This is a genomic window from Microbacterium sp. EF45047, assembly GCF_028472845.1.
GTDB classification, from domain to species: domain Bacteria; phylum Actinomycetota; class Actinomycetes; order Actinomycetales; family Microbacteriaceae; genus Microbacterium; species Microbacterium neungamense.
Map to the genome: position 1 here is coordinate 1,207,487 of NZ_CP069429.1, position 17,527 is coordinate 1,225,013.

The following is a 17,527-nucleotide window of genomic DNA, read 5'->3' on the forward strand; positions in this document are numbered from 1 at the left end:
TGCCGTGTCGACGTCGGTGGCCGCTCGTAGACTGGCCGGGTGCCGGAGAACATCTCGCTGGAAGCCGCCCGCACCGAGGCCGAGGAGCTGACCACCCGCATCCTCGAGGCCAAGGACGCCTACTACGGGCGGGACACCTCGCTCGTCGACGACGCCACTTACGACTCCTGGATGCGGCGGCTGGAGGAGCTCGAGCGGCTGCACCCCGAGCTGCAGGGGCAGGATTCGCCGACGCAGATGATCGGCGCGGCGGAGGGCACCGCCCTCGCGACGATCGAGCACGCCGAGCGGATGCTGAGCCTCGACAACGTCTTCTCGATCGACGAGCTGCGCGACTGGGCCGCCAAGACGCAGGCGGCCGCCGGGCGCGAGGTCGCCTGGCTCACCGAGCTGAAGATCGACGGCCTGGCCATCAACCTCCGCTACGAGGACGGCGTCCTCACCTCCGCGGCCACGCGCGGCGACGGACGTGTCGGGGAGATCGTCACCGAGAACGCCCTGCGGCTCGCCGACATCCCCGAGCGGCTCGCCGGCTCCGGGCATCCGCCGGTCGTCGAGGTGCGCGGCGAGGTGTTCATCCCCGTCGCCGCGTTCGAACGTCTCAACGCCGCGCAGGCCGAGTTCCGCGACCGCGCCGTGGCGGAGGCGCGCAGCCGCTGGGAGTCCCGTGCCGGGGCGAAGCGGCCGTTCGACGAGGACAAGGCGAAGGCCGCCGCGGCCCGCCGCTTCCCGGCCTTCGCCAACCCCCGCAACGCGGCCAGCGGAGGCCTGCGCCAGCAGCTGGACAAGAAGACCGGTCTGGAACGGGAGGCCGGCCTGCTGCGCGTCGACTCCCTGTCGCTCTACGTGCACGGCATCGGCGCCTGGCCCGACCCGCCGGTCGCGGCGCAGAGCGAGGTGTACGACCTGCTCGCGGAATGGGGACTCCCCACCAGCCCGCACACGAAGGTGTGCCGCAGCATCGACGAGGTCGTCGCCTTCGTCGAGCACTTCGGCGAGCACCGGCACGATATCGAGCACGAGCTGGACGGCATCGTCGTCAAGGTCGACGAGCTCGCGCTGCACGACGAGCTCGGCGCCACCAGCCGGGCGCCGCGCTGGGCCATCGCGTACAAGTACCCGCCGGAGGAGGTGCAGACGAAGCTGCTCGACATCGTCGTCTCCGTCGGGCGCACCGGCCGCGCCACCCCGTACGCCGTGATGGCGCCCGCGCACGTCGCCGGGTCGGTGGTGCGGCAGGCGACCCTGCACAACAAGGACGTCGTGAAGGCCAAGGGCGTCCTCATCGGCGACACGGTCGTGCTTCGCAAGGCGGGGGATGTGATCCCCGAGGTGCTCGGCCCGGTCGTGGAGAAGCGCGACGGCACGGAGCGGGAGTTCGTGATGCCGGAGCGCTGCCCCGAGTGCGACACTCCGCTGCGTCCGATGAAGGAGGGCGACATCGACCTCCGCTGCCCGAACGCCCGGTCGTGCCCCGCGCAGGTGCGCGGGCGGGTGGAGCACATCGGCTCCCGCGGCGCCCTCGACATCGAAGCGCTGGGCGAGGTGACCGCCGCTGCACTCACACAGCCGAGCGTGCCCGAGGTCCCGCCGCTGGAGACCGAGGCCGGGCTGTTCGACCTCACGCTCGAGGATCTCGTCCCGATCGAGGTCGTCGTGAAGGATGCCGAGACCGGCCTGCCCAAGGTCGACGACGACGGCATCGCCAAGACCCGCGCCCCGTTCCGCCGCAACCCGAGCCCGGCGGAGCGCAAGGCGGGGCTCGACGGCCCGCAGCCCTCGTCGCAGGCGCTGAAGCTGCTCGACGAGCTCGAGAAGGCGAAGACAAAGGACCTCTGGCGTCTGCTCGTCAGCTTGAACATCCGCCACGTCGGCCCGGTCGCCGCTCGGGCGCTGGCGCAGTGGTTCGGATCGCTGGACGCCATTCGCGCCGCAACTCGGGACGAGCTCGCCGCGGTCGAGGGCGTGGGCGGCATCATCGCCGACTCGCTGCGGGACTGGTTCGCCGTGGACTGGCACCAGGAGATCGTGCAGCGGTGGGCGGATGCCGGAGTGCAGTGGTCCACGCCCGGCCACCCCGGCCCCGGCGCCGCCGGGGCCGGCGGGGGAGTCCTCGAGGGCCTCACCGTCGTGGCGACCGGATCCCTCGAGGGCTACACGCGCGAGGGAGCGCAGGAGGCGATCATCAAGGCCGGCGGGAAGGCGGCCTCGAGCGTGTCCAAGAAGACGGACTTCGTCGCGGCCGGCCCCGGCGCCGGCTCCAAGCTCGCGAAGGCCGAGGAGCTGGGCATCCGCATCCTGGATGCGGCGCAGTTCCACATCCTCGTGACGCAGGGGCCGGACGCGCTCGATGCGTGACGGGCCCGCGGTCAACCCCGACGATCACGGGGAACGCCTCCCAGGAGCCGCGACGCCATCCCGTCGGGGATAGGTCGCGGGCGGGGAGCGCCCGGCGCCACGCCATGAGCGCGGCGTCACGGCAGCAGACGGCTCAGGCCCGGTGGTGGGGCTTGCGGGAGGGCCGGTCCTCGCGCCGGGCGTCTCGGCGCCCGCCACCGCGTCCGCCGGTCCCGCGATCCGGCTTGATCTCGATCGGCCGGCCCGAGATGCGGGTGTCCCGCAGCCGGTCGAGCACCGAGCGGTCCAGGTTCGCCGGCAGCTCGACGATGGAGAAGTCGGGGCGGATGTCGATCGCGCCGAAGTCGTCGCGACCCAGGCCGCCCTCGTTGGCGAGAGCACCGACGATCTGCCGCGGCTCGACCCGATGGCGACGCCCCACCTCGATCCGGTACGGGGCGTAGTCGCCACGGCCGCGGCGGGGCCCGCGCGCCTCGCGGTCCGGGCGGTCCGCGCGGTCGGTGCGCTCACGGGGCGGGCGGTTGTCCCGCTCCACGGCTCGGGACAGCTCGTCGGTGGCGGGATCCAGCAGCAGCGGCGTCTCGCCCTGCGCGACGACGGCGAGCGCGGCCGCGACGTCCGCCTCCGGCACATCGTGGTGGCGGACGTAGTGGGCGATGATGTCGCGGAAGCCCTCGATCCGGTCGGTCTCCTGCAGGGCGGCCGTGATCGCGTCGTCGAAGCGCGCCAGACGCGTGGTGTTCACGTCCTCCGTGGTCGGCAGCTGCATCTGCGTCGGCTGCTGGCGGGTGGCCTTCTCGATGTGCTTCAGGAGGTACCGCTCGCGCGGGGTGATGAAGCTGATCGCGTCGCCGGTGCGGCCGGCGCGCCCGGTGCGGCCGATGCGGTGCACGTACGACTCGGTGTCCGTCGGGATGTCGAAGTTCACCACGTGGCTGATCCGCTCCACGTCCAGACCGCGGGCGGCGACATCCGTGGCCACGAGGATGTCGAGCTTGCCGTCCTTGAGCTGGTTCACCGACCGCTCGCGCTGCACCTGCGGCACGTCGCCGTTGATCGCCGCGGCGGAATAGCCGCGGGCGCGGAGCTTCTCGGCGAGGGTCTCGGTCTCGTTCTTGGTGCGGACGAACACGATCATCCCGTCGAAGTTCTCCACCTCGAGGATGCGGGTGAGGGCATCCACCTTCTGCGCGTAGGAGACGACGAGGTAGCGCTGGGTGATGTTCGTGTTAGTCGCGGTCTTCGACTTGACCGTGATCTCCTCCGGGTCGCGCAGGTACTTCTGCGCGAGGCGGCGGATCTGTGTCGGCATGGTCGCCGAGAACAGGGCGACCTGCTTCTCGACCGGCGTCTGGGCGAGGATCTGCTCCACGTCCTCCGCGGAGCCCATCTTCAGCATCTCGTCGGCCTCGTCCAGTACGAGATAGGTCAGTGCGGACAGATCGAGGGTGCCCTTGGCCAGGTGGTCCATGATGCGCCCGGGGGTGCCGACGACGATGTGCACGCCGCGGCGGAGCGCGGACAGCTGCACGCCGTACCCCTGGCCGCCGTACACCGGCAGCACGTGCACGCCCCGCATCCGCGAGGCGTAGGACTCGAACGCCTCGCAGACCTGCAGCGCCAGTTCGCGGGTGGGAGCGAGCACCAGGGCCTGCGGCGTCTTCTGCGACACGTCCAGCCGCTCCAGGACGGGCAGCGCGAAGGCGGCGGTCTTGCCGGTGCCGGTCTGCGCCATGCCGACGACGTCGCGTCCGGCGAGCAGGGTGGGGATAGTCGCGGCCTGGATCGGCGAGGGCGTCTCGTAGCCGAGATCGCGGACCGCTTTCAGCACGGGCCCCGTGATGCCGAGCTCCTCGAATCCGGGGCTCGCGGGCGGTGCGTCGGTCGGGTCGATCGTGTCTGCGTCTTCAGGGCTCACTGGCCAAGGGTAGCGCGCCGCTTTCCGCCGCGGCTTGGAGATGCCCGCCCGCCGCCCTCCACCGGTGGCCGTCTCCGTCCGTCCGCCCTTGACCTGACGTCGTCTACCGGCCGGCGGTGAGCGCGAGCAGCCTCTCCCGCACCTGACGGCGCAGCACCTTGCCGATCAGTGAGCGCGGCAGGTCGTCGACGACGAAGATCCGCCGCGGCACCTTGTACGGGGTGAGGATCCCGCGGGCGAAGTCCCGGATCGCCTCCACGTCCACCTCGGCATCCGGGGCCACCACGACGGCGGCGACGACCTCCTCCCCGGAGTGCTCGCTGGGAAGCCCCACCACTGCGGCATCCGTGACGAGCGGATGCTGACGCAGCGCGTTCTCCACCTCGGTGGGCGCGACGTTGAAGCCGCCGGTGATGATGAGCTCCTTGATCCGGTCCACGATCCGCACGAACCCGTGTTCGTCGATCGTGACGATGTCGCCGGTGCGGAACCACCCGTCCACGAACACCGCCTCGGTCTCCTCGGGTTTGCCGTAGTAGCCGGAGAACACCTGCGGGCCGCGCACGATCAGCTCGCCCGCCGTCCCCGCCGGCACGTCGACCGTCGGGTTCTCCGGGTCCACCACGCGGCACTCCGTGCCGGGCAGGGGGAGCCCGACGGTGCCTGGTACGCGGTTCTCCGCGACCGGGTTGGCCATCAGCACGGGGGAGCACTCGCTGAGTCCGTACCCCTCGACGAGGTAGCCGCCGGTCGCCTCCTCGAACGGGACGACGAGCTCGTGCGGCAGGGCCATCGCCCCGGAGATGGCGATCTCGATGCCGGCGAGGGAGACGCCGTTGCGCCGGGCGGCGGCGAGAACGCGGTCGGCGATGGGCGGGACGAGCGGCAGGAACGTCGCCGGGTGCTTCTTCACGATCTCCAGCACGAGATCGGGATCGAACTTCGGGAACAGCACCAGACGCGCACCCATCGACATCGCGAAGGTCAGGCACAGCGTGAGCCCGTACGCGTGGAACATCGGCAGCACCGCGTACACGACGCAGCCCTCGCCTCTCCGGATCGACGGCACCCACGCCTGCGCCTGAGCGGCGTTCGCCAGCAGGTTCCGGTGCGTCAGCGCGGCGCCCTTGGGCGTCCCGGTGGTGCCGGAGGTGTACTGGATGATGGCCAGATCGTTGGTCGCCGGCTTCGGGTGGGACGCCGGCAGGGGCGGGCCGGAGACCACGTCGTCCCACGCGATCGCGCCGCGCACGCGCGCGGTCAGCGCGGCCCTGGCCTCCCGCGCCTTCGCGACCGGCAGGCGCAGCGCGGCCCGCATGCGCAGCGGCATGGCACGCGTCACGTCGACGGAGATGAGCGTCGACACGGCGAGGTCGGCGGGGAACTGCTGCACGGTCGCGGCGACCTTGCTCCAGACGATCGCGTGCGCGGCGCCGTGGTCCTCGAACTGCTTGCGCAACTCGCGCGGGGTGTAGAGCGGGTTGTGCTCGACGACCACCGCGCCCAGCCGCAGCACCGCGTAGAAGGCGATGATGTGCTGCGGGCAGTTCGGCAGCACGATCGCCACGGGATCGCCCGGGCCGACGCCGAGGTCGCGGAGCCCTGCCGCGGCGCGATCGATGGCCTGCTGCAGCTCGGCGTAGGTGGTCTCCGCGCCGAAGAACTGCAGCGCCGTGGCCTGCGGATAGTCGCGGGCGGATGCGGCGACGATGTCGACGAGGGAGCCGTCGAGAGGCGCGAGGTCCTCGGGAACCCCGGGGGCGTAGCTGGCGGTCCAGGGGCGCGGGGGATCGAAGACGGTCACGACCTCCAGCCTATGTGCGAGGGCACTTACGCCGCCCGCGGCCGAGTGCTACCGTCGGGTGCGCCGGGAGTCGGGTGCGCCGGGAGGATGTCATGGGCAGCATCATCGTGGAACAGATCGTCTCCGCCGACGGATACGCCGTCGACGAGCTCGGCGGCATCGACTTCTTCTGGGAGGCCGACTTCGGCGACGAGTCCGATCCGGCGTCCGAGCAGATGCACCGGCTCGCGCGGGTGGACGCCGTGCTGTTCGGACGCCGCACGTACGAGATGTTCGCCGCGTACTGGCCGGAGCGCACCGCCGAGGAGGAGGCCGTCGCGACGTACGTGAACGGGCTGCCCAAATACGTGCTGTCGTCCACCCTGGAACGCGCACCGTGGGGCGAGGGCGAGATCGCCGTGCTCTCGGGAACGGCGACGGATGCCGCGGAGCTGCTGCGCTCCCGTCACGGGGACGTGATCGTGTGGGGCAGCCTCGACCTCACCGACGCCCTCTTCTGGGCCGGCCAGGTCGACGTCCTCCGCCTGAGGATCCTGCCGGTCGTGCTCGGCGCCGGCCGATCCTTCGCCCCCGCGGGCATGCCGCACCTCCGGCTGGAATTGGATCACACCGAGGCGGGCCCCACCGGCATCGTCACCATCGAGTACCGCGCGGCCGGGGATCGCACCGGAGGGGCGGCGTCCCTCTCCTAGACTGGGGTGGTGTCTGAAATCACCCCCGATCTCGTGCGCCATCTCGGCGTGCTCGCGCGCATCAAGCTCACCGACGACGAGGTGACACAGCTGACCGGTCAGCTCGACGTCATCGTCGACAACATCGCGAAGGTGTCGCAGGTCGCCACCCCCGACGTCGTCGCGACCAGTCACCCGATCGCGATGCACAACGTGTTCCGGCCGGACGTCGTGGGTCGGACGCTGACGCAGGATCAGGCGCTGCAGAACGCACCGGATGCGGCGGAGGGCCGCTTCCGCGTCACCGCGATCCTGGGGGAGGAGCAGTGAGCGAGCGGGCAGCAGTGAGCGACATCATCCGCCTGAGCGCCGCGGACCTGGCCGACAGGCTCACCGCCGGGGAGATCTCCAGCGTCGAGGCCACCCAGGCGCACCTCGACCGGATCGCCGAGGTCGACGGCGACGTGCACGCCTTCCTGCACGTCAACGAGCACGCGCTCGACGCCGCCGCCGAGATCGACCGTCGCCGGGCCGCCGGCGAGCAGCTGGACGCCCTCGCCGGCGTGCCGCTCGCGATCAAGGACGTGCTCGTCACCACCGATCAGCCGTCGACGAGCGGTTCGAAGATCCTCGAGGGGTACATGTCGCCCTTCGACGCCACCGTGGTCGCGCGTTCCCGTGCGGCCGGTCTCGTGCCGCTCGGGAAGACCAACATGGACGAGTTCGCGATGGGCTCGTCCACCGAGCACTCCGCCTACGGCCCGACCCGCAACCCGTGGGACCTCGAGCGGATCCCCGGCGGCTCCGGCGGCGGCTCGGCCGCGGCGGTCGCCGCCTTCGAAGCACCCCTCGCCCTCGGCTCCGACACCGGCGGCTCGATCCGCCAGCCCGCGCACGTCACCGGCACGGTCGGCGTCAAGCCCACCTACGGCGGCGTCAGCCGCTACGGCGCGATCGCGCTGGCCTCCAGCCTCGACCAGGTCGGACCGGTCACGCGCACCGTGCTCGACGCCGGTCTGCTGCACGACGTCATCGGCGGGCACGACCCCAAGGACTCCACCTCCCTTCCCGACGCGTGGCCGTCCTTCGCGGACGCCGCGCGCGAGGGCGCGAGCGGGGAGGTCCTCAAGGGCCTGAAGGTCGGCGTCATCCGTGAGCTCCCCGACTCCGGCTTCCAGCCGGGCGTGGCGGCCTCCTTCCACCAGGCCCTGACCCTGATGGAGCAGCAGGGCGCCGAGATCGTGGAGATCTCCGCCCCGCACTTCGAGTACGGTGTGGCCGCGTACTACCTCATCCTCCCCGCGGAGGCCTCGAGCAACCTGGCGAAGTTCGACTCCGTCCGCTTCGGCCTCCGCGTCACCCCGGCCGGCACCCCCACCGTGGAGGACGTCATGTCCGCCACGCGCGAGGCCGGTTTCGGGCCCGAGGTGAAGCGGCGCATCATCCTCGGCACCTACGCCCTGTCCGCCGGGTACTACGACGCGTACTACGGCAGCGCCCAGAAGGTGCGCACCCTCATCCAGCAGGACTTCGCGAACGCGTTCGCCGACGTCGACGTCATCGCCACGCCGTCCGCGCCCACCACGGCGTTCCGGCTCGGCGAGCGGATCGACGATCCGCTGCAGATGTACCTCAACGACATCACCACCATCCCCGCCAACCTCGCCGGGGTCCCCGGCATCTCGATCCCGTCCGGGCTCGCCGAGGATGACGGCCTCCCGGTCGGCATCCAGTTCCTTGCGCCGGCGCGCGAGGACGCCCGGCTGTACCGGGTCGGCGCGGCCCTCGAGGCCGTGCTCACCGATTCCTGGGGTGGCCTGCTGCTGGACCGAGCCCCGTCGCTCGTGGGAGGGAACCGCTGATGGCCGCTGCGCTGATGGACTACGACAAGGCGCTCGAGCTGTTCGAGCCGGTGCTCGGCTTCGAGGTGCACGTCGAGCTGAACACCGAGACCAAGATGTTCTCGGACGCCCCGAACCCGGCCAACGACGCGTACCACGGGGCCGAGCCGAACACGCTGATCGCCCCGGTCGACCTCGGGCTGCCCGGGTCGCTGCCGGTGGTCAACGAGCAGGCGGTGCGATCCGCGATCAGCCTCGGCCTGGCGCTGGGCTGCTCGATCGCGGAATCCTGCCGGTTCGCGCGGAAGAACTACTTCTACCCTGACCTCGGCAAGAACTACCAGATCTCCCAGTACGACGAGCCGATCGCCTTCGACGGCGCCGTCGAGGTCGAGCTCGAGGACGGCACCCGGGTGACCATCCCGATCGAGCGCGCCCACATGGAGGAGGACGCCGGCAAGCTCACCCACATGGGCGGGTCGACCGGCCGCATCCACGGCGCCGAGTACTCCCTCGTGGACTACAACCGCGCCGGTGCGCCGCTCGTCGAGATCGTGACCAGGCCGATCTTCGGCGCCGAGCACCGCGCCCCCGAGATCGCCAAGGCGTACGTCGCCACGATCCGCGACATCGTGCGCAGCCTCGGCATCTCCGAGGCGCGCCTCGAGCGCGGCAACCTGCGCTGCGACGCGAACGTCTCCCTGCGCCGTCGCGTCCCCGAGGGGGCGCCGCCCGAGCCGCTCGGCATCCGCACCGAGACGAAGAACGTGAACTCGATGCGTTCGGTCGAGCGGGCCGTGCGCTACGAGATCCAGCGTCAGGCGCAGATCCTCGCCGACGGCGGCACGATCGTGCAGGAGACCCGGCACTGGCACGAGGACACCGGGGTCACCTCCCCGGGCCGTCCGAAGTCGGATGCCGACGACTACCGGTACTTCCCCGAGCCGGACCTGCTGCCCGTGCAGCCGTCGCGCGAGCTCGTGGAGGAGCTGCGGGCCGCCCTGCCGGAGCAGCCCGTCGCGCGCCGGCGCCGCCTCAAGGCGGACTGGGGCTTCGGCGACATCGAGTTCCAGGGCGTCGTCAACGCCGGCCTGCTCGACGAGGTCGAGGCGACCGTCGCGGCCGGGGCACCCCCGGCGGCCGCGCGCAAGTGGTGGATGAGTGAGATCAGCCGCATCGCCAACGCGCAGGAGACGGATGCCGCCTCGCTGGTCTCCCCGGCCGACGTCGCCGCGCTGCAGAAGCTCGTCGATGCCGGCACGCTCACCGACAAGCTCGCCCGGCAGGTGCTCGAGGGCGTCATCGCGGGGGAGGGAACGCCCCAGGAGGTCGTCGACGCCCGCGGGCTCGCCGTCGTCTCGGACGACGGGGCGCTCATCGCCGCGATCGACGAGGCCCTCGCCGCGCAGCCGGACGTGCTCGCCAAGATCAAGGACGGCAAGGTGCAGGCGGCGGGCGCCATCATCGGCGCCGTGATGAAGGCGATGAAGGGCCAGGCGGATGCGGCTCGCGTCCGCGAGCTCATCCTCGACCGCGCCGCCCAGTAGCTCCCACCCGTTTGGGGCGGGTTCTCGCGTTCGGGGCGGCGGACGACCCCCCGAACATGAAAACCCGCCCCGAACGCATGGGGGAGGGAGAATGGCCTGATGGGACGCGGTGACGGATCGGGGCGCATCGTCTCGCCGCCCGGGGCCGACGACAGCGGCACCGGCATCCTGCACGTCGACATGGACGCGTTCTACGCGGCGGTGGAGGTGCTGCATGATCCGTCCCTGCGCGGCCTGCCGCTGATCATCGGATCCCCGGACGGGCGCTCGGTGGTCTCCAGCGCCTCATACGAGGCGCGCCGCTTCGGCGTGCGCTCCGCCATGCCGGTGTCCCAGGCGCTGCGGCTGTGCCCGACGGCCCGCATCGTCCCGCCCGACTTCTCCCGCTACCACGCCGTGTCCACGCAGGTGATGGCGATCTTCGACCAGATCACCCCCGTCGTCGAGCCGCTGTCGATCGACGAGGCGTTCCTCGACGTGCGCAGTGTGCGCCGGCTGTGGGGCAGCCCCGGGCGGATCGCGGAGCTGATCCGCCGGCGCGTGGCCGACGAGGTCGGCATCACCTGCAGCGTCGGGGTCGCCGCGACCAAGCACGTCGCGAAGATGGCGTCCACGATCGCCAAGCCGGACGGGATGCTGATCGTCCCCGCGGCCCGGACCCAGGAGTTCCTCGACCCCCGACCGGTGCGCGCGATGTGGGGTGTCGGGCCGAAGGCCGCCGAGGCGCTCGAGTCCCGCGGCATCCGCTTCATCCGCGACATCCGCACCACATCGCCGTCCGCGCTCGAGCGTGCCGTCGGCCCCGCCCTCGCCGGCAGGCTGCGGGAGCTGGCGGCCGGGCACGACCCGCGCCGGGTGGAGACCAGCCGGGTCGAGAAGAGCGTCGGGCATGAGGAAACCTTCGACACCGACGTCTCCGATCCGGAGTTCCTGCGCTCGGAGCTGCTGCGCCTGGCCGACCGGGTCGCGGCGCGGCTGCGCCGGGCGGAGTGGGAGGCCGGCGGCGTGGCGATCAAGGTGCGTTTCGCCGACTTCAGCACGGTCAGCAGATCGCACACGCTCCCCGAGCCGACCTCGGTCGGCCAGCGCCTCGGCGAGGTCGCCCGGGGGCTCTTCGACGAGATCGCCCGGCGCGACCCGGTCCGCCTCGTCGGGGTGCGTGCGGAACGCCTCCGCCCGGCGGGCGGGGCGCTCGGCCTCTGGGACGACGACGAGGACTGGCGCCGCGTCGAGGGCGCCCTCGATCGGGCGCGCTCCCGGTTCGGAACCGCCATGGTCACGCGCGCCCGGCACCTCGGCGCAGGCGACGGGCGCGGGGCGGCACCGCACCCGCGCAGCCCCTCCGATCCGCGCCGAGATCTCGAATGACGGATGCCCCGGCCGGTGGGCTAGCGTAGCTGCATGCCTCACATCGCACTCGAGCTCGGCCGCAGCGCCGCGTCCTTCGGCGTGAAAAGCGCCTACGGTGAACCGCAGCAGGTGGACGGGGCGGAGTTCACGCCCGTCGCGCTCACGCTGACCGGCTTCGGCGGAGGCAACATGGACGACTCCGCCGGCGGCGGAGGAGGCGGCGGAGTCGCCATCCCGCTCGGCGTGTACGTCCGTCGTGAGGAGGGGCTGCGCTTCGAGCCGAACTTCGTGTCGCTGCTTGCCGTGGCGACGCCGTTCGTCTGGATCGCCGGCCGCGCGCTGAGCCGCATCATCCGTGCCCTCAAGAAGTGACGACCCGGTCGCGGCGGCGATCGTCGCGGGCGTGGCACGGCTGCGCGACGCCGTCCGCGAGGTCGCGGCCTCGAACCCGGTCGTCCTGATCGACGGCCGCAGCGGCGCGTGCAAGACGACCATCGCCCGTGTGCTGGTGCGGGAGTGGCCGCTGCAGACAGCGCCGCAGCTCGTGGCTCTGGACTCGATCTACCCCGGCTGGGACGGCCTCGCCGAGGGGGTGGAGACGGCGCGGGAGCGCATCCTCCGTCCGCATGCGCGCGGCCTCCTCGGCACCTGGCAGCGCTTCGACTGGGAGGCTGGGGAGTACGCGGAGAGCCACGCGGTGGATCCTGCGCTCGGGCTGATCGTGGAGGGGTGCGGGGCGCTCACGACCGCGACCGCACGCCTGGCGGACGTCCGCGTCTGGGTGGACTCGCCTGAGCCGAGTCGCCGGCACCGCGCGCTCGGGCGCGACGGGGACGCGTTCCGGCCGCATTGGGACCGCTGGGCGGCGCAGGAGCGGGCGCACATCGCCCGTCACGACCCGGTGGCGCTCGCAGACGTCGTGATCCCCATCCCCTGAGGTGTCAGGGCCGCTCCGGCGGCGCGTCCTGCTCGTCGGCGACGCGGATCAGCCCGTCCAGGCGGTAGCCGAGCCAGTCGTACACGGCGAACCGCGGGTCGTCGGGGTGATGCTCATCGGACTCGTCGACACCGAGCCGGGACGCCATCACCAGGCGCATCGCGGTCAAGGTGCGCAACCACGCGTCGAGGTCGTCCACCCGGATCACCACGTCGCGCGGAGCCAGCACCGCGTCGTCATCGTCGTCGTCCTCGATGCGGAAGCCGTCCAGCGCGGCGCGCACCACGCGGGCGTCCCCCGCCCGCCGGTCCAGTAGCTCCCGCCGGGTCAGCTCCGAGTACGTGGCGGCGGCGTCGCGGTCCTCCGGGTAGGCGTCCGGGGTCAGGCGAGCGAGCCCGGCGTCCTCGGGCGCCTCCTCGTCGAGCAGCATCCGGAACTCGTCCACGAGCCGCGCCAGGTGCACGCCCTCGATGAGCGCCAGCGGCAGCAGGATCACGCGGTCGTCCATGTCTCGGTTCCTTCCCCGGGCGTGCTCACAGCGGCGCCTTCCGCACGGTCGCCCACAGGCCGTAGTCGTGCATGGCACGGGCGTGGGTCTCCATCGTCTCCCGCGGCCCGGTCGCGACCACGGCGTGCCCCTCGTGGTGCACGGCGAGCATCAGGCGCGTGGCGTGCTCCCGCGAGTACCCGAAGTAGGTGCGGAAGACCCGCACGACGTAGCTCATCAGGTTCACCGGGTCGTTCCACACCACGACCTGCCACGGTTCGAGCGGAGCGGCGGTGAGATCGACGGCCTCGTCGACGTCCTCGTCAACCTCAGGGGCGGCGAAGGGCGCTCATGCCCACCCCAGCTCATGCAGCTGCGCATCGTCGATGCCGTAGAAGTGCGCGATCTCGTGGACCAGTGTGGTGTGGATCTCGTCCCGCAGCTCGTCCTCGGTCTCGCACGCGGCCAGATGCGCCCGGCGGTAGACGACGATGCGGTCGGGCAGCTCGCCCATGCCGTACTGGCCGCGCTCGGTGAGGGCCAGGCCGTCGTAGAGGCCGAACAGCTCCTCGCCGTCCTCGGGGGCGTCCTCGACGACGAACACCACGTTCTCCAGTCCGTCGACCATGTCGTCGGGCAGCCGGTCGAGCTCCTCGATCACCAGGGCTTCGAAGGCATCCGCGTCCAGCTGCATGCCGCGGGGGAGGGGCCGCTCCATGTGCACCCGCCGGCCGTGCCGATCCAGGCCCAGACGCGCCTCGGCCGCCACCAGCCCGCGGTGGAAGTCGTCGTCGGGGTCGGGATGCTCCTGGAAGCCCGCCGAGGCGTAGAACGGGGCGTTCCAGGGCACATCGGCGTAGGTGCGCAGCGTCATCCGGGTCGCGCCGCGCGCGGCTGCCTCGTCCATCGCCGCCTCGAGCAGGGCTCGGCCGTGACCGCGGCGCGTGTGCCCGGGCAGCACGGACAGCTGCTCGAGGTGCGCGGTCTCCTCGTGCTCGATGACGTGCGCGAAGCCGACCGGGGCGCCGGACCCGGTCTCGGCGACCACCAGGACGAACCCGCCGTCGTCGAGACGTGCACGTCCCGAGGGCGGCGTCCCCCAGTCGAGCGGACCGAACGCCTCCTCGAACAGGGCGTCGGCCGCGGCTTCGATGCCGGCCAGCGCGGCCAGATCGGCCTCGGTCGCGGGGCGGACGTGGGAGGGCATGTCTCGATGCTATCGAGCCGAGCGGGAGCGGGAGCGGTGCGGGCATGCGGCACCGAAGAGCGGAAGCCCGGTGACCTTCTGATCACCGGGCTTCCGAGTGGGGTGAGTAACGGGGCTTGAACCCGCGACCTCCTGGACCACAACCAGGCGCTCTACCAACTGAGCTATACCCACCATGCGCCCGCTTCCGCAGGCAACCAGAAGAGTCTATTACACGTTTGAGGTGAACTCCGACACCGTGCGCGCGGCGATGTCGCGCGCGTCGTCGCTGGACGGTCCCGGCTCGGTCACGAACACCGCCTGGCGGTAGTACTGGAGCTCGCGGATCGACTCGAGGATGTCGGCCAGGGCGCGGTGCCCGCCGTCCTTGGCCGGCGCCTGGAAGAACACGCGCGGGTACCAGCGGCGGGAGAGCTCCTTGATGCTCGAGACGTCCACGTTGCGGTAGTGCAGGTACTGGTCGATCCGCGGCATGTACTTGGCGAGGAACATCCGGTCGGTGCCGATCGTGTTCCCGGCCAGCGGCGCCTTGCGCTCGAGCGGGACGAAGCGCTTGATGTACTCGAGCGTGCGCTCCTCGGCCTCGGCGATGGAGACGCCGTGCGGGATCTCGTCGAGAAGCCCGGACGTGCGGTGCATCTCGGTGACGAACTCGTTCATGTGCGCCAGTGCCGCGTCGCTCGGCTTGATCACGACCTGGAAGCCCGGATCGAGCGGGCGCAGTTCGAAGTCCGTGACGACCACCGCGATCTCGACCAGCTCGTCGACGGCGAGGTCGAGGCCGGTCATCTCGCAGTCGATCCAGACCAGGCGGTCGTTCTCGGAGGCAGAAACCATGCTCACATCCTAGTGATGGCGGGCGAAGCTCCATCGTGCGCGGTAGCCTTGGGGATACCGCCTCCTTAGCTCAGTGGACAGAGCGACAGCCTTCTAATCTGTTGGTCGCAGGTTCGAATCCTGCAGGGGGCACGCCTGGTGGCCGACGAGCCCGAGGTCGGCGTTCGCCGTTCTTCAGTACCGCAGCGCCGCGACCGCATCGTCCGCCTGCCAGAACTCGCCGACGAGCCGGAACGTTCCGGAGGCCAGATGCAGCCGCTCGGCACGGTAGCGGATGCCGAGCGGATCGGCCACGACCCGCAGGTGGCCGCGGATGCTGCCGCGCTCGTCGACCACGCGCCAGAGATGGTCGGCCGCGCGCTCCAGGTGCTCGGGACCGCGCAGCGCCGGGGTCTCCCACAGCATCGAAGGCAGGTTCTCGATCAGGGTGTCCATGTCGTCTCCTTTCCGTGCTTCGAACATAAGGACGACCACCGACATCGGCTCCCGGGCGATGTGCACCCGCCGCGCGGCATCCCTACACTGTGCTGGTGACGTGGACGATCTGGCTCTCGCTGCTCGCCGCGTGCATCGTCATCAGCCTCACCCCGGGCGCGGGCGCCATCAACACGATGACCAACGCGCTCAACGAGGGCTGGCGGCGCTCGATCTGGGGAGTGCTCGGCCAGCAGGCCGCGCTCGTCGTGCACATCGCGATCGTCGCGGCCGGAGTCGGGCTGCTCGTCTCGCAGTCGCCCGTGCTGTTCGAGACGATCCGCTATCTCGGCGCCGCGTACCTGGTCTACCTCGGCATCCGGCTGATCCTCGCCCGTCCACAGGCCGAAGACGCCTCGGAGCCCGCGGCACGGCGGCGCGAGGGGCGCTGGTCGATGTTCCGCCGCGGCTTCTGGGTCAACATCCTGAACCCGAAGGCGATCGTGTTCTTCCTCGCCTTCGTGCCGCAGTTCGTGCGGCTCGACCGCGATCCGCTGCCGCAGTACCTGATCCTCGTCGCGACGGTCGTGGCGGTGGACGTGCTGGTGATGTGGTTCTTCTTCGCGGTGGCGGCGCGGCCGTTCCGCCGGCTCACCGGCAGCATCCGCGGGCAGCGCATCCTGAACGCCGTGTTCGGCGGGCTGTTCATCGCCGTGGCCGCGCTGCTGCTCTTGGTGCACTGAGCTGCTCATGGTGCACCGAGGCCGTCGTGAGGTGCGCGCACGCGCCGTGACGCACGCCCCGGCCGACACGGAGGGCGTAGCATGGTAGCGACGACAAGGAGATCGACATGGCGAAGAAGACGTTCGTGCTCGCCGGCGGCTGCTTCTGGTGTCTCGACGCCGCCTACCGCCCGTTGCGCGGGGTGGAGACGGTGGTGTCCGGCTACGCCGGCGGCACCACACCCCACCCCAGCTACGAGCAGGTGTGCACCGGCACGACCGGTCACGCCGAGGCGGTGGCGGTGACCTTCGATCCGGACGTGATCCCCGAGGATGTGATCCTCGACGCGTTCTTCACGATGCACGATCCGCGCCAGCTCAACCGTCAGGGCAACGACATCGGCACGCAGTACCGCAGCGCCATGTTCCCCGCCGACGACGAGCAGCGCGCCCTGTTCCAGAAGGCCCGCGACCGCGCCGCCACGTATTGGGACGGCGAGCCGGTCACCACGATGGAGCCGCTCGGCGAGTTCTACCCGGCGGAGGAGTACCACCAGGACTTCTTCGCGAAGAACCCGACCCAGGGCTACTGCAACGCCGTCGCGGTGCCGAAGGTCAACAAGGTGCGCGCTCGGTTCGCCGAGTACGTCGCCTGAGTCGTTCCTCCTCCACAGCGGGCGGATCCCGCGGGTTCTCCACCGGCACCGGCTTCCAGCCTGATGCCGGCGTCCGCGCCGGAGCACGCTGTAGTGATCCGGGCGCGGACCCGGCACGACAGGAGGACGAACATGAGCGACACGGTGACCATCCGCGGCAACATCGGCGGAGATCCGGTCAGGAGCGTGACGGCGAACGGCGACGCCGTGGTCCACTTCCGGGTGGCCACGACATCCCGTTATCGCGACCGCCGCACCGGCGAGTGGGTGGAGAAGGAGCCGAACTGGTACTCGGTCTCTGCGTTCCGCCAGCTGGCCGAGCACGCCAAGGCCTCGCTGCGCAGCGGTGATGCGGTGATCATCACCGGCACGCTGCAGCTCAAGGAGTGGGACAGCAACGGCCGGAAGGGGTACGCGGCGGACATCGTCGCGGATGCGATCGGGCACGATCTGCGGTGGGGGACCAGTGCGTTCCTGCGCGCCCGGCGGGCAGCGCCGCAGGCGACCGAGGTCGCGGTGCCGCCGACCACCATGCCCGCTCCGGCGGTCGCCGCGCCCTCGGCCCCCCAGAGCTGGGCCCCCGCCGGCGAGCCGGTCGCGGGCGGCGCGGCGGAGGAGGACGCGGACAGCGACCAGGAGCTGTGGGACGACGCCGGGCTGGCGCGGGTGGAGGAGGAACCTGCCGAGGCGTACGCCTAGCCCCGGGCGCCGACGGCCGCTGGTGCGAGCGATGCCCGCGGGTGCGGCGGCGGGGGATGCGGGCGGTGGCGGTGGGAGG

Annotated in this window: 17 protein-coding genes, 2 tRNA genes and 2 pseudogenes; 12 read left to right on the forward strand and 9 right to left on the reverse strand. The window is 71.4% G+C overall.

The genetic code is table 11. From position 1 onward, the window contains the following. The first annotated feature begins 39 nt into the window (after nucleotides 1-39). A complete protein-coding gene (gene ligA / locus JRG78_RS05785) occupies nucleotides 40-2,358 on the forward strand; it encodes an NAD-dependent DNA ligase LigA (RefSeq protein ID WP_272653755.1) in 2,319 nt (772 codons plus the stop codon). A 133-nt stretch (nucleotides 2,359-2,491) separates the two neighbouring features. Here the strand turns inward: ligA and JRG78_RS05790 are convergent, their stop codons facing one another. Both JRG78_RS05790 and JRG78_RS05795 read right to left on the reverse strand, forming a co-directional pair. Next, complete coding sequence (locus JRG78_RS05790) at nucleotides 2,492-4,276, reverse strand: DEAD/DEAH box helicase (protein ID WP_442927364.1); 1,785 nt, start codon at nucleotides 4,274-4,276, stop codon at nucleotides 2,492-2,494. 103 nt (nucleotides 4,277-4,379) lie between these two features. After that, nucleotides 4,380-6,080 (reverse strand): long-chain-fatty-acid--CoA ligase, encoded by a 1,701-nt coding sequence (locus JRG78_RS05795; protein WP_272653756.1) that lies wholly within the window; start codon nucleotides 6,078-6,080, stop codon nucleotides 4,380-4,382. 92 nt (nucleotides 6,081-6,172) lie between these two features. On the opposite strand from JRG78_RS05795, the gene JRG78_RS05800 reads away from it, so the two are divergent. The 7 genes from JRG78_RS05800 to JRG78_RS05830 all read left to right on the forward strand — a co-directional run bounded on the left by JRG78_RS05800 (nucleotide 6,173) and on the right by JRG78_RS05830 (nucleotide 12,426). Further along, nucleotides 6,173-6,772, forward strand: a complete 600-nt coding sequence (locus JRG78_RS05800) for a dihydrofolate reductase family protein (protein WP_259608058.1) — start codon at nucleotides 6,173-6,175, stop codon at nucleotides 6,770-6,772. A gap of 9 nt (nucleotides 6,773-6,781) precedes the next feature. Continuing rightward, nucleotides 6,782-7,081 carry an Asp-tRNA(Asn)/Glu-tRNA(Gln) amidotransferase subunit GatC gene (gatC, locus tag JRG78_RS05805; RefSeq protein WP_259608059.1) on the forward strand — a complete coding sequence of 100 codons (300 nt, stop codon included), beginning with the start codon at nucleotides 6,782-6,784 and terminating at the stop codon, nucleotides 7,079-7,081. Between the two features lie 14 nt (nucleotides 7,082-7,095). Beyond that, nucleotides 7,096-8,613: an Asp-tRNA(Asn)/Glu-tRNA(Gln) amidotransferase subunit GatA gene (gatA, locus tag JRG78_RS05810; protein WP_272653795.1), complete on the forward strand. Its 1,518-nt coding sequence runs from the start codon at nucleotides 7,096-7,098 to the stop codon at nucleotides 8,611-8,613. Further along, a complete protein-coding gene (gatB, locus tag JRG78_RS05815; protein ID WP_272653796.1) occupies nucleotides 8,610-10,139 on the forward strand; it encodes an Asp-tRNA(Asn)/Glu-tRNA(Gln) amidotransferase subunit GatB in 1,530 nt (509 codons plus the stop codon). The genes gatA and gatB overlap by 4 nt, the downstream gene beginning before the upstream one ends. A 99-nt stretch (nucleotides 10,140-10,238) precedes the next feature. Then, a complete protein-coding gene (dinB, locus tag JRG78_RS05820; protein ID WP_272653757.1) occupies nucleotides 10,239-11,507 on the forward strand; it encodes a DNA polymerase IV in 1,269 nt (422 codons plus the stop codon). Between the two features lie 33 nt (nucleotides 11,508-11,540). After that, nucleotides 11,541-11,861 carry a hypothetical protein gene (locus JRG78_RS05825; protein WP_259608061.1) on the forward strand — a complete coding sequence of 107 codons (321 nt, stop codon included), beginning with the start codon at nucleotides 11,541-11,543 and terminating at the stop codon, nucleotides 11,859-11,861. After that, nucleotides 11,845-12,426 (forward strand): hypothetical protein, encoded by a 582-nt coding sequence (locus JRG78_RS05830; RefSeq protein WP_272653758.1) that lies wholly within the window; start codon nucleotides 11,845-11,847, stop codon nucleotides 12,424-12,426. Before JRG78_RS05825 ends, JRG78_RS05830 begins: the two co-directional genes overlap by 17 nt. A 4-nt stretch (nucleotides 12,427-12,430) precedes the next feature. Here JRG78_RS05830 and JRG78_RS05835 read toward each other — a convergent pair whose 3' ends face one another. From JRG78_RS05835 to orn, 6 genes and pseudogenes are all read right to left on the reverse strand, one after another. After that, entirely contained in the window at nucleotides 12,431-12,934 is a 504-nt protein-coding gene (locus JRG78_RS05835; RefSeq protein ID WP_259608063.1) for a DUF2017 domain-containing protein, read from the reverse strand. A gap of 25 nt (nucleotides 12,935-12,959) precedes the next feature. After that, nucleotides 12,960-13,232 (reverse strand): annotated as a pseudogene (gene clpS / locus JRG78_RS05840) (ATP-dependent Clp protease adapter ClpS); the annotation flags it as partial. A gap of 30 nt (nucleotides 13,233-13,262) precedes the next feature. Then, nucleotides 13,263-13,607 (reverse strand): metallopeptidase family protein, encoded by a 345-nt coding sequence (locus JRG78_RS05845; RefSeq protein WP_259608137.1) that lies wholly within the window; start codon nucleotides 13,605-13,607, stop codon nucleotides 13,263-13,265. A gap of 114 nt (nucleotides 13,608-13,721) precedes the next feature. Continuing rightward, nucleotides 13,722-14,120, reverse strand: a pseudogene (locus JRG78_RS05850) (GNAT family N-acetyltransferase); the annotation flags it as partial. A gap of 98 nt (nucleotides 14,121-14,218) precedes the next feature. Then, nucleotides 14,219-14,294, reverse strand: a tRNA-His gene (locus JRG78_RS05855). Nucleotides 14,295-14,330: 36 nt separating this feature from the next. Next, entirely contained in the window at nucleotides 14,331-14,957 is a 627-nt protein-coding gene (orn, locus tag JRG78_RS05860; protein WP_259608065.1) for an oligoribonuclease, read from the reverse strand. 59 nt (nucleotides 14,958-15,016) lie between these two features. Here orn and JRG78_RS05865 point away from each other — a divergent pair. Then, a tRNA-Arg gene (locus tag JRG78_RS05865) sits at nucleotides 15,017-15,089 on the forward strand. Nucleotides 15,090-15,131: 42 nt separating this feature from the next. Here JRG78_RS05865 and JRG78_RS05870 read toward each other — a convergent pair. Then, nucleotides 15,132-15,392 carry a hypothetical protein gene (locus JRG78_RS05870; RefSeq protein ID WP_272653759.1) on the reverse strand — a complete coding sequence of 87 codons (261 nt, stop codon included), beginning with the start codon at nucleotides 15,390-15,392 and terminating at the stop codon, nucleotides 15,132-15,134. Between the two features lie 95 nt (nucleotides 15,393-15,487). On the opposite strand from JRG78_RS05870, the gene JRG78_RS05875 reads away from it, so the two are divergent. The 3 genes from JRG78_RS05875 (at nucleotide 15,488) to JRG78_RS05885 (ending at nucleotide 17,448) form a co-directional block, all read left to right on the forward strand. After that, nucleotides 15,488-16,114, forward strand: a complete 627-nt coding sequence (locus tag JRG78_RS05875) for a LysE family transporter (RefSeq protein ID WP_259608067.1) — start codon at nucleotides 15,488-15,490, stop codon at nucleotides 16,112-16,114. A 107-nt stretch (nucleotides 16,115-16,221) separates the two neighbouring features. Then, nucleotides 16,222-16,749, forward strand: a complete 528-nt coding sequence (gene msrA, locus JRG78_RS05880; protein ID WP_272653760.1) for a peptide-methionine (S)-S-oxide reductase MsrA — start codon at nucleotides 16,222-16,224, stop codon at nucleotides 16,747-16,749. Nucleotides 16,750-16,881: 132 nt separating this feature from the next. After that, nucleotides 16,882-17,448, forward strand: coding sequence for a single-stranded DNA-binding protein (locus tag JRG78_RS05885; RefSeq protein ID WP_259608069.1), 567 nt, complete (start codon nucleotides 16,882-16,884; stop codon nucleotides 17,446-17,448). Nucleotides 17,449-17,527: the final 79 nt, after the last annotated feature.

Coding starts and splice junctions, on each gene's coding strand:
- JRG78_RS05800 (WP_259608058.1), top strand. CDS start 6,173: ATGGGCAGCATCATCGTGGAACAGATCGTCTCCGCCGACGGATACGCC.
- JRG78_RS05835 (WP_259608063.1), bottom strand. CDS start 12,934: ATGGACGACCGCGTGATCCTGCTGCCGCTGGCGCTCATCGAGGGCGTG.
- JRG78_RS05870 (WP_272653759.1), bottom strand. CDS start 15,392: ATGGACACCCTGATCGAGAACCTGCCTTCGATGCTGTGGGAGACCCCG.
- JRG78_RS05825 (WP_259608061.1), top strand. CDS start 11,541: ATGCCTCACATCGCACTCGAGCTCGGCCGCAGCGCCGCGTCCTTCGGC.
- dinB (WP_272653757.1), top strand. CDS start 10,239: ATGGGACGCGGTGACGGATCGGGGCGCATCGTCTCGCCGCCCGGGGCC.
- msrA (WP_272653760.1), top strand. CDS start 16,222: ATGGCGAAGAAGACGTTCGTGCTCGCCGGCGGCTGCTTCTGGTGTCTC.
- JRG78_RS05885 (WP_259608069.1), top strand. CDS start 16,882: ATGAGCGACACGGTGACCATCCGCGGCAACATCGGCGGAGATCCGGTC.
- JRG78_RS05845 (WP_259608137.1), bottom strand. CDS start 13,607: ATGCAGCTGGACGCGGATGCCTTCGAAGCCCTGGTGATCGAGGAGCTC.
- orn (WP_259608065.1), bottom strand. CDS start 14,957: ATGGTTTCTGCCTCCGAGAACGACCGCCTGGTCTGGATCGACTGCGAG.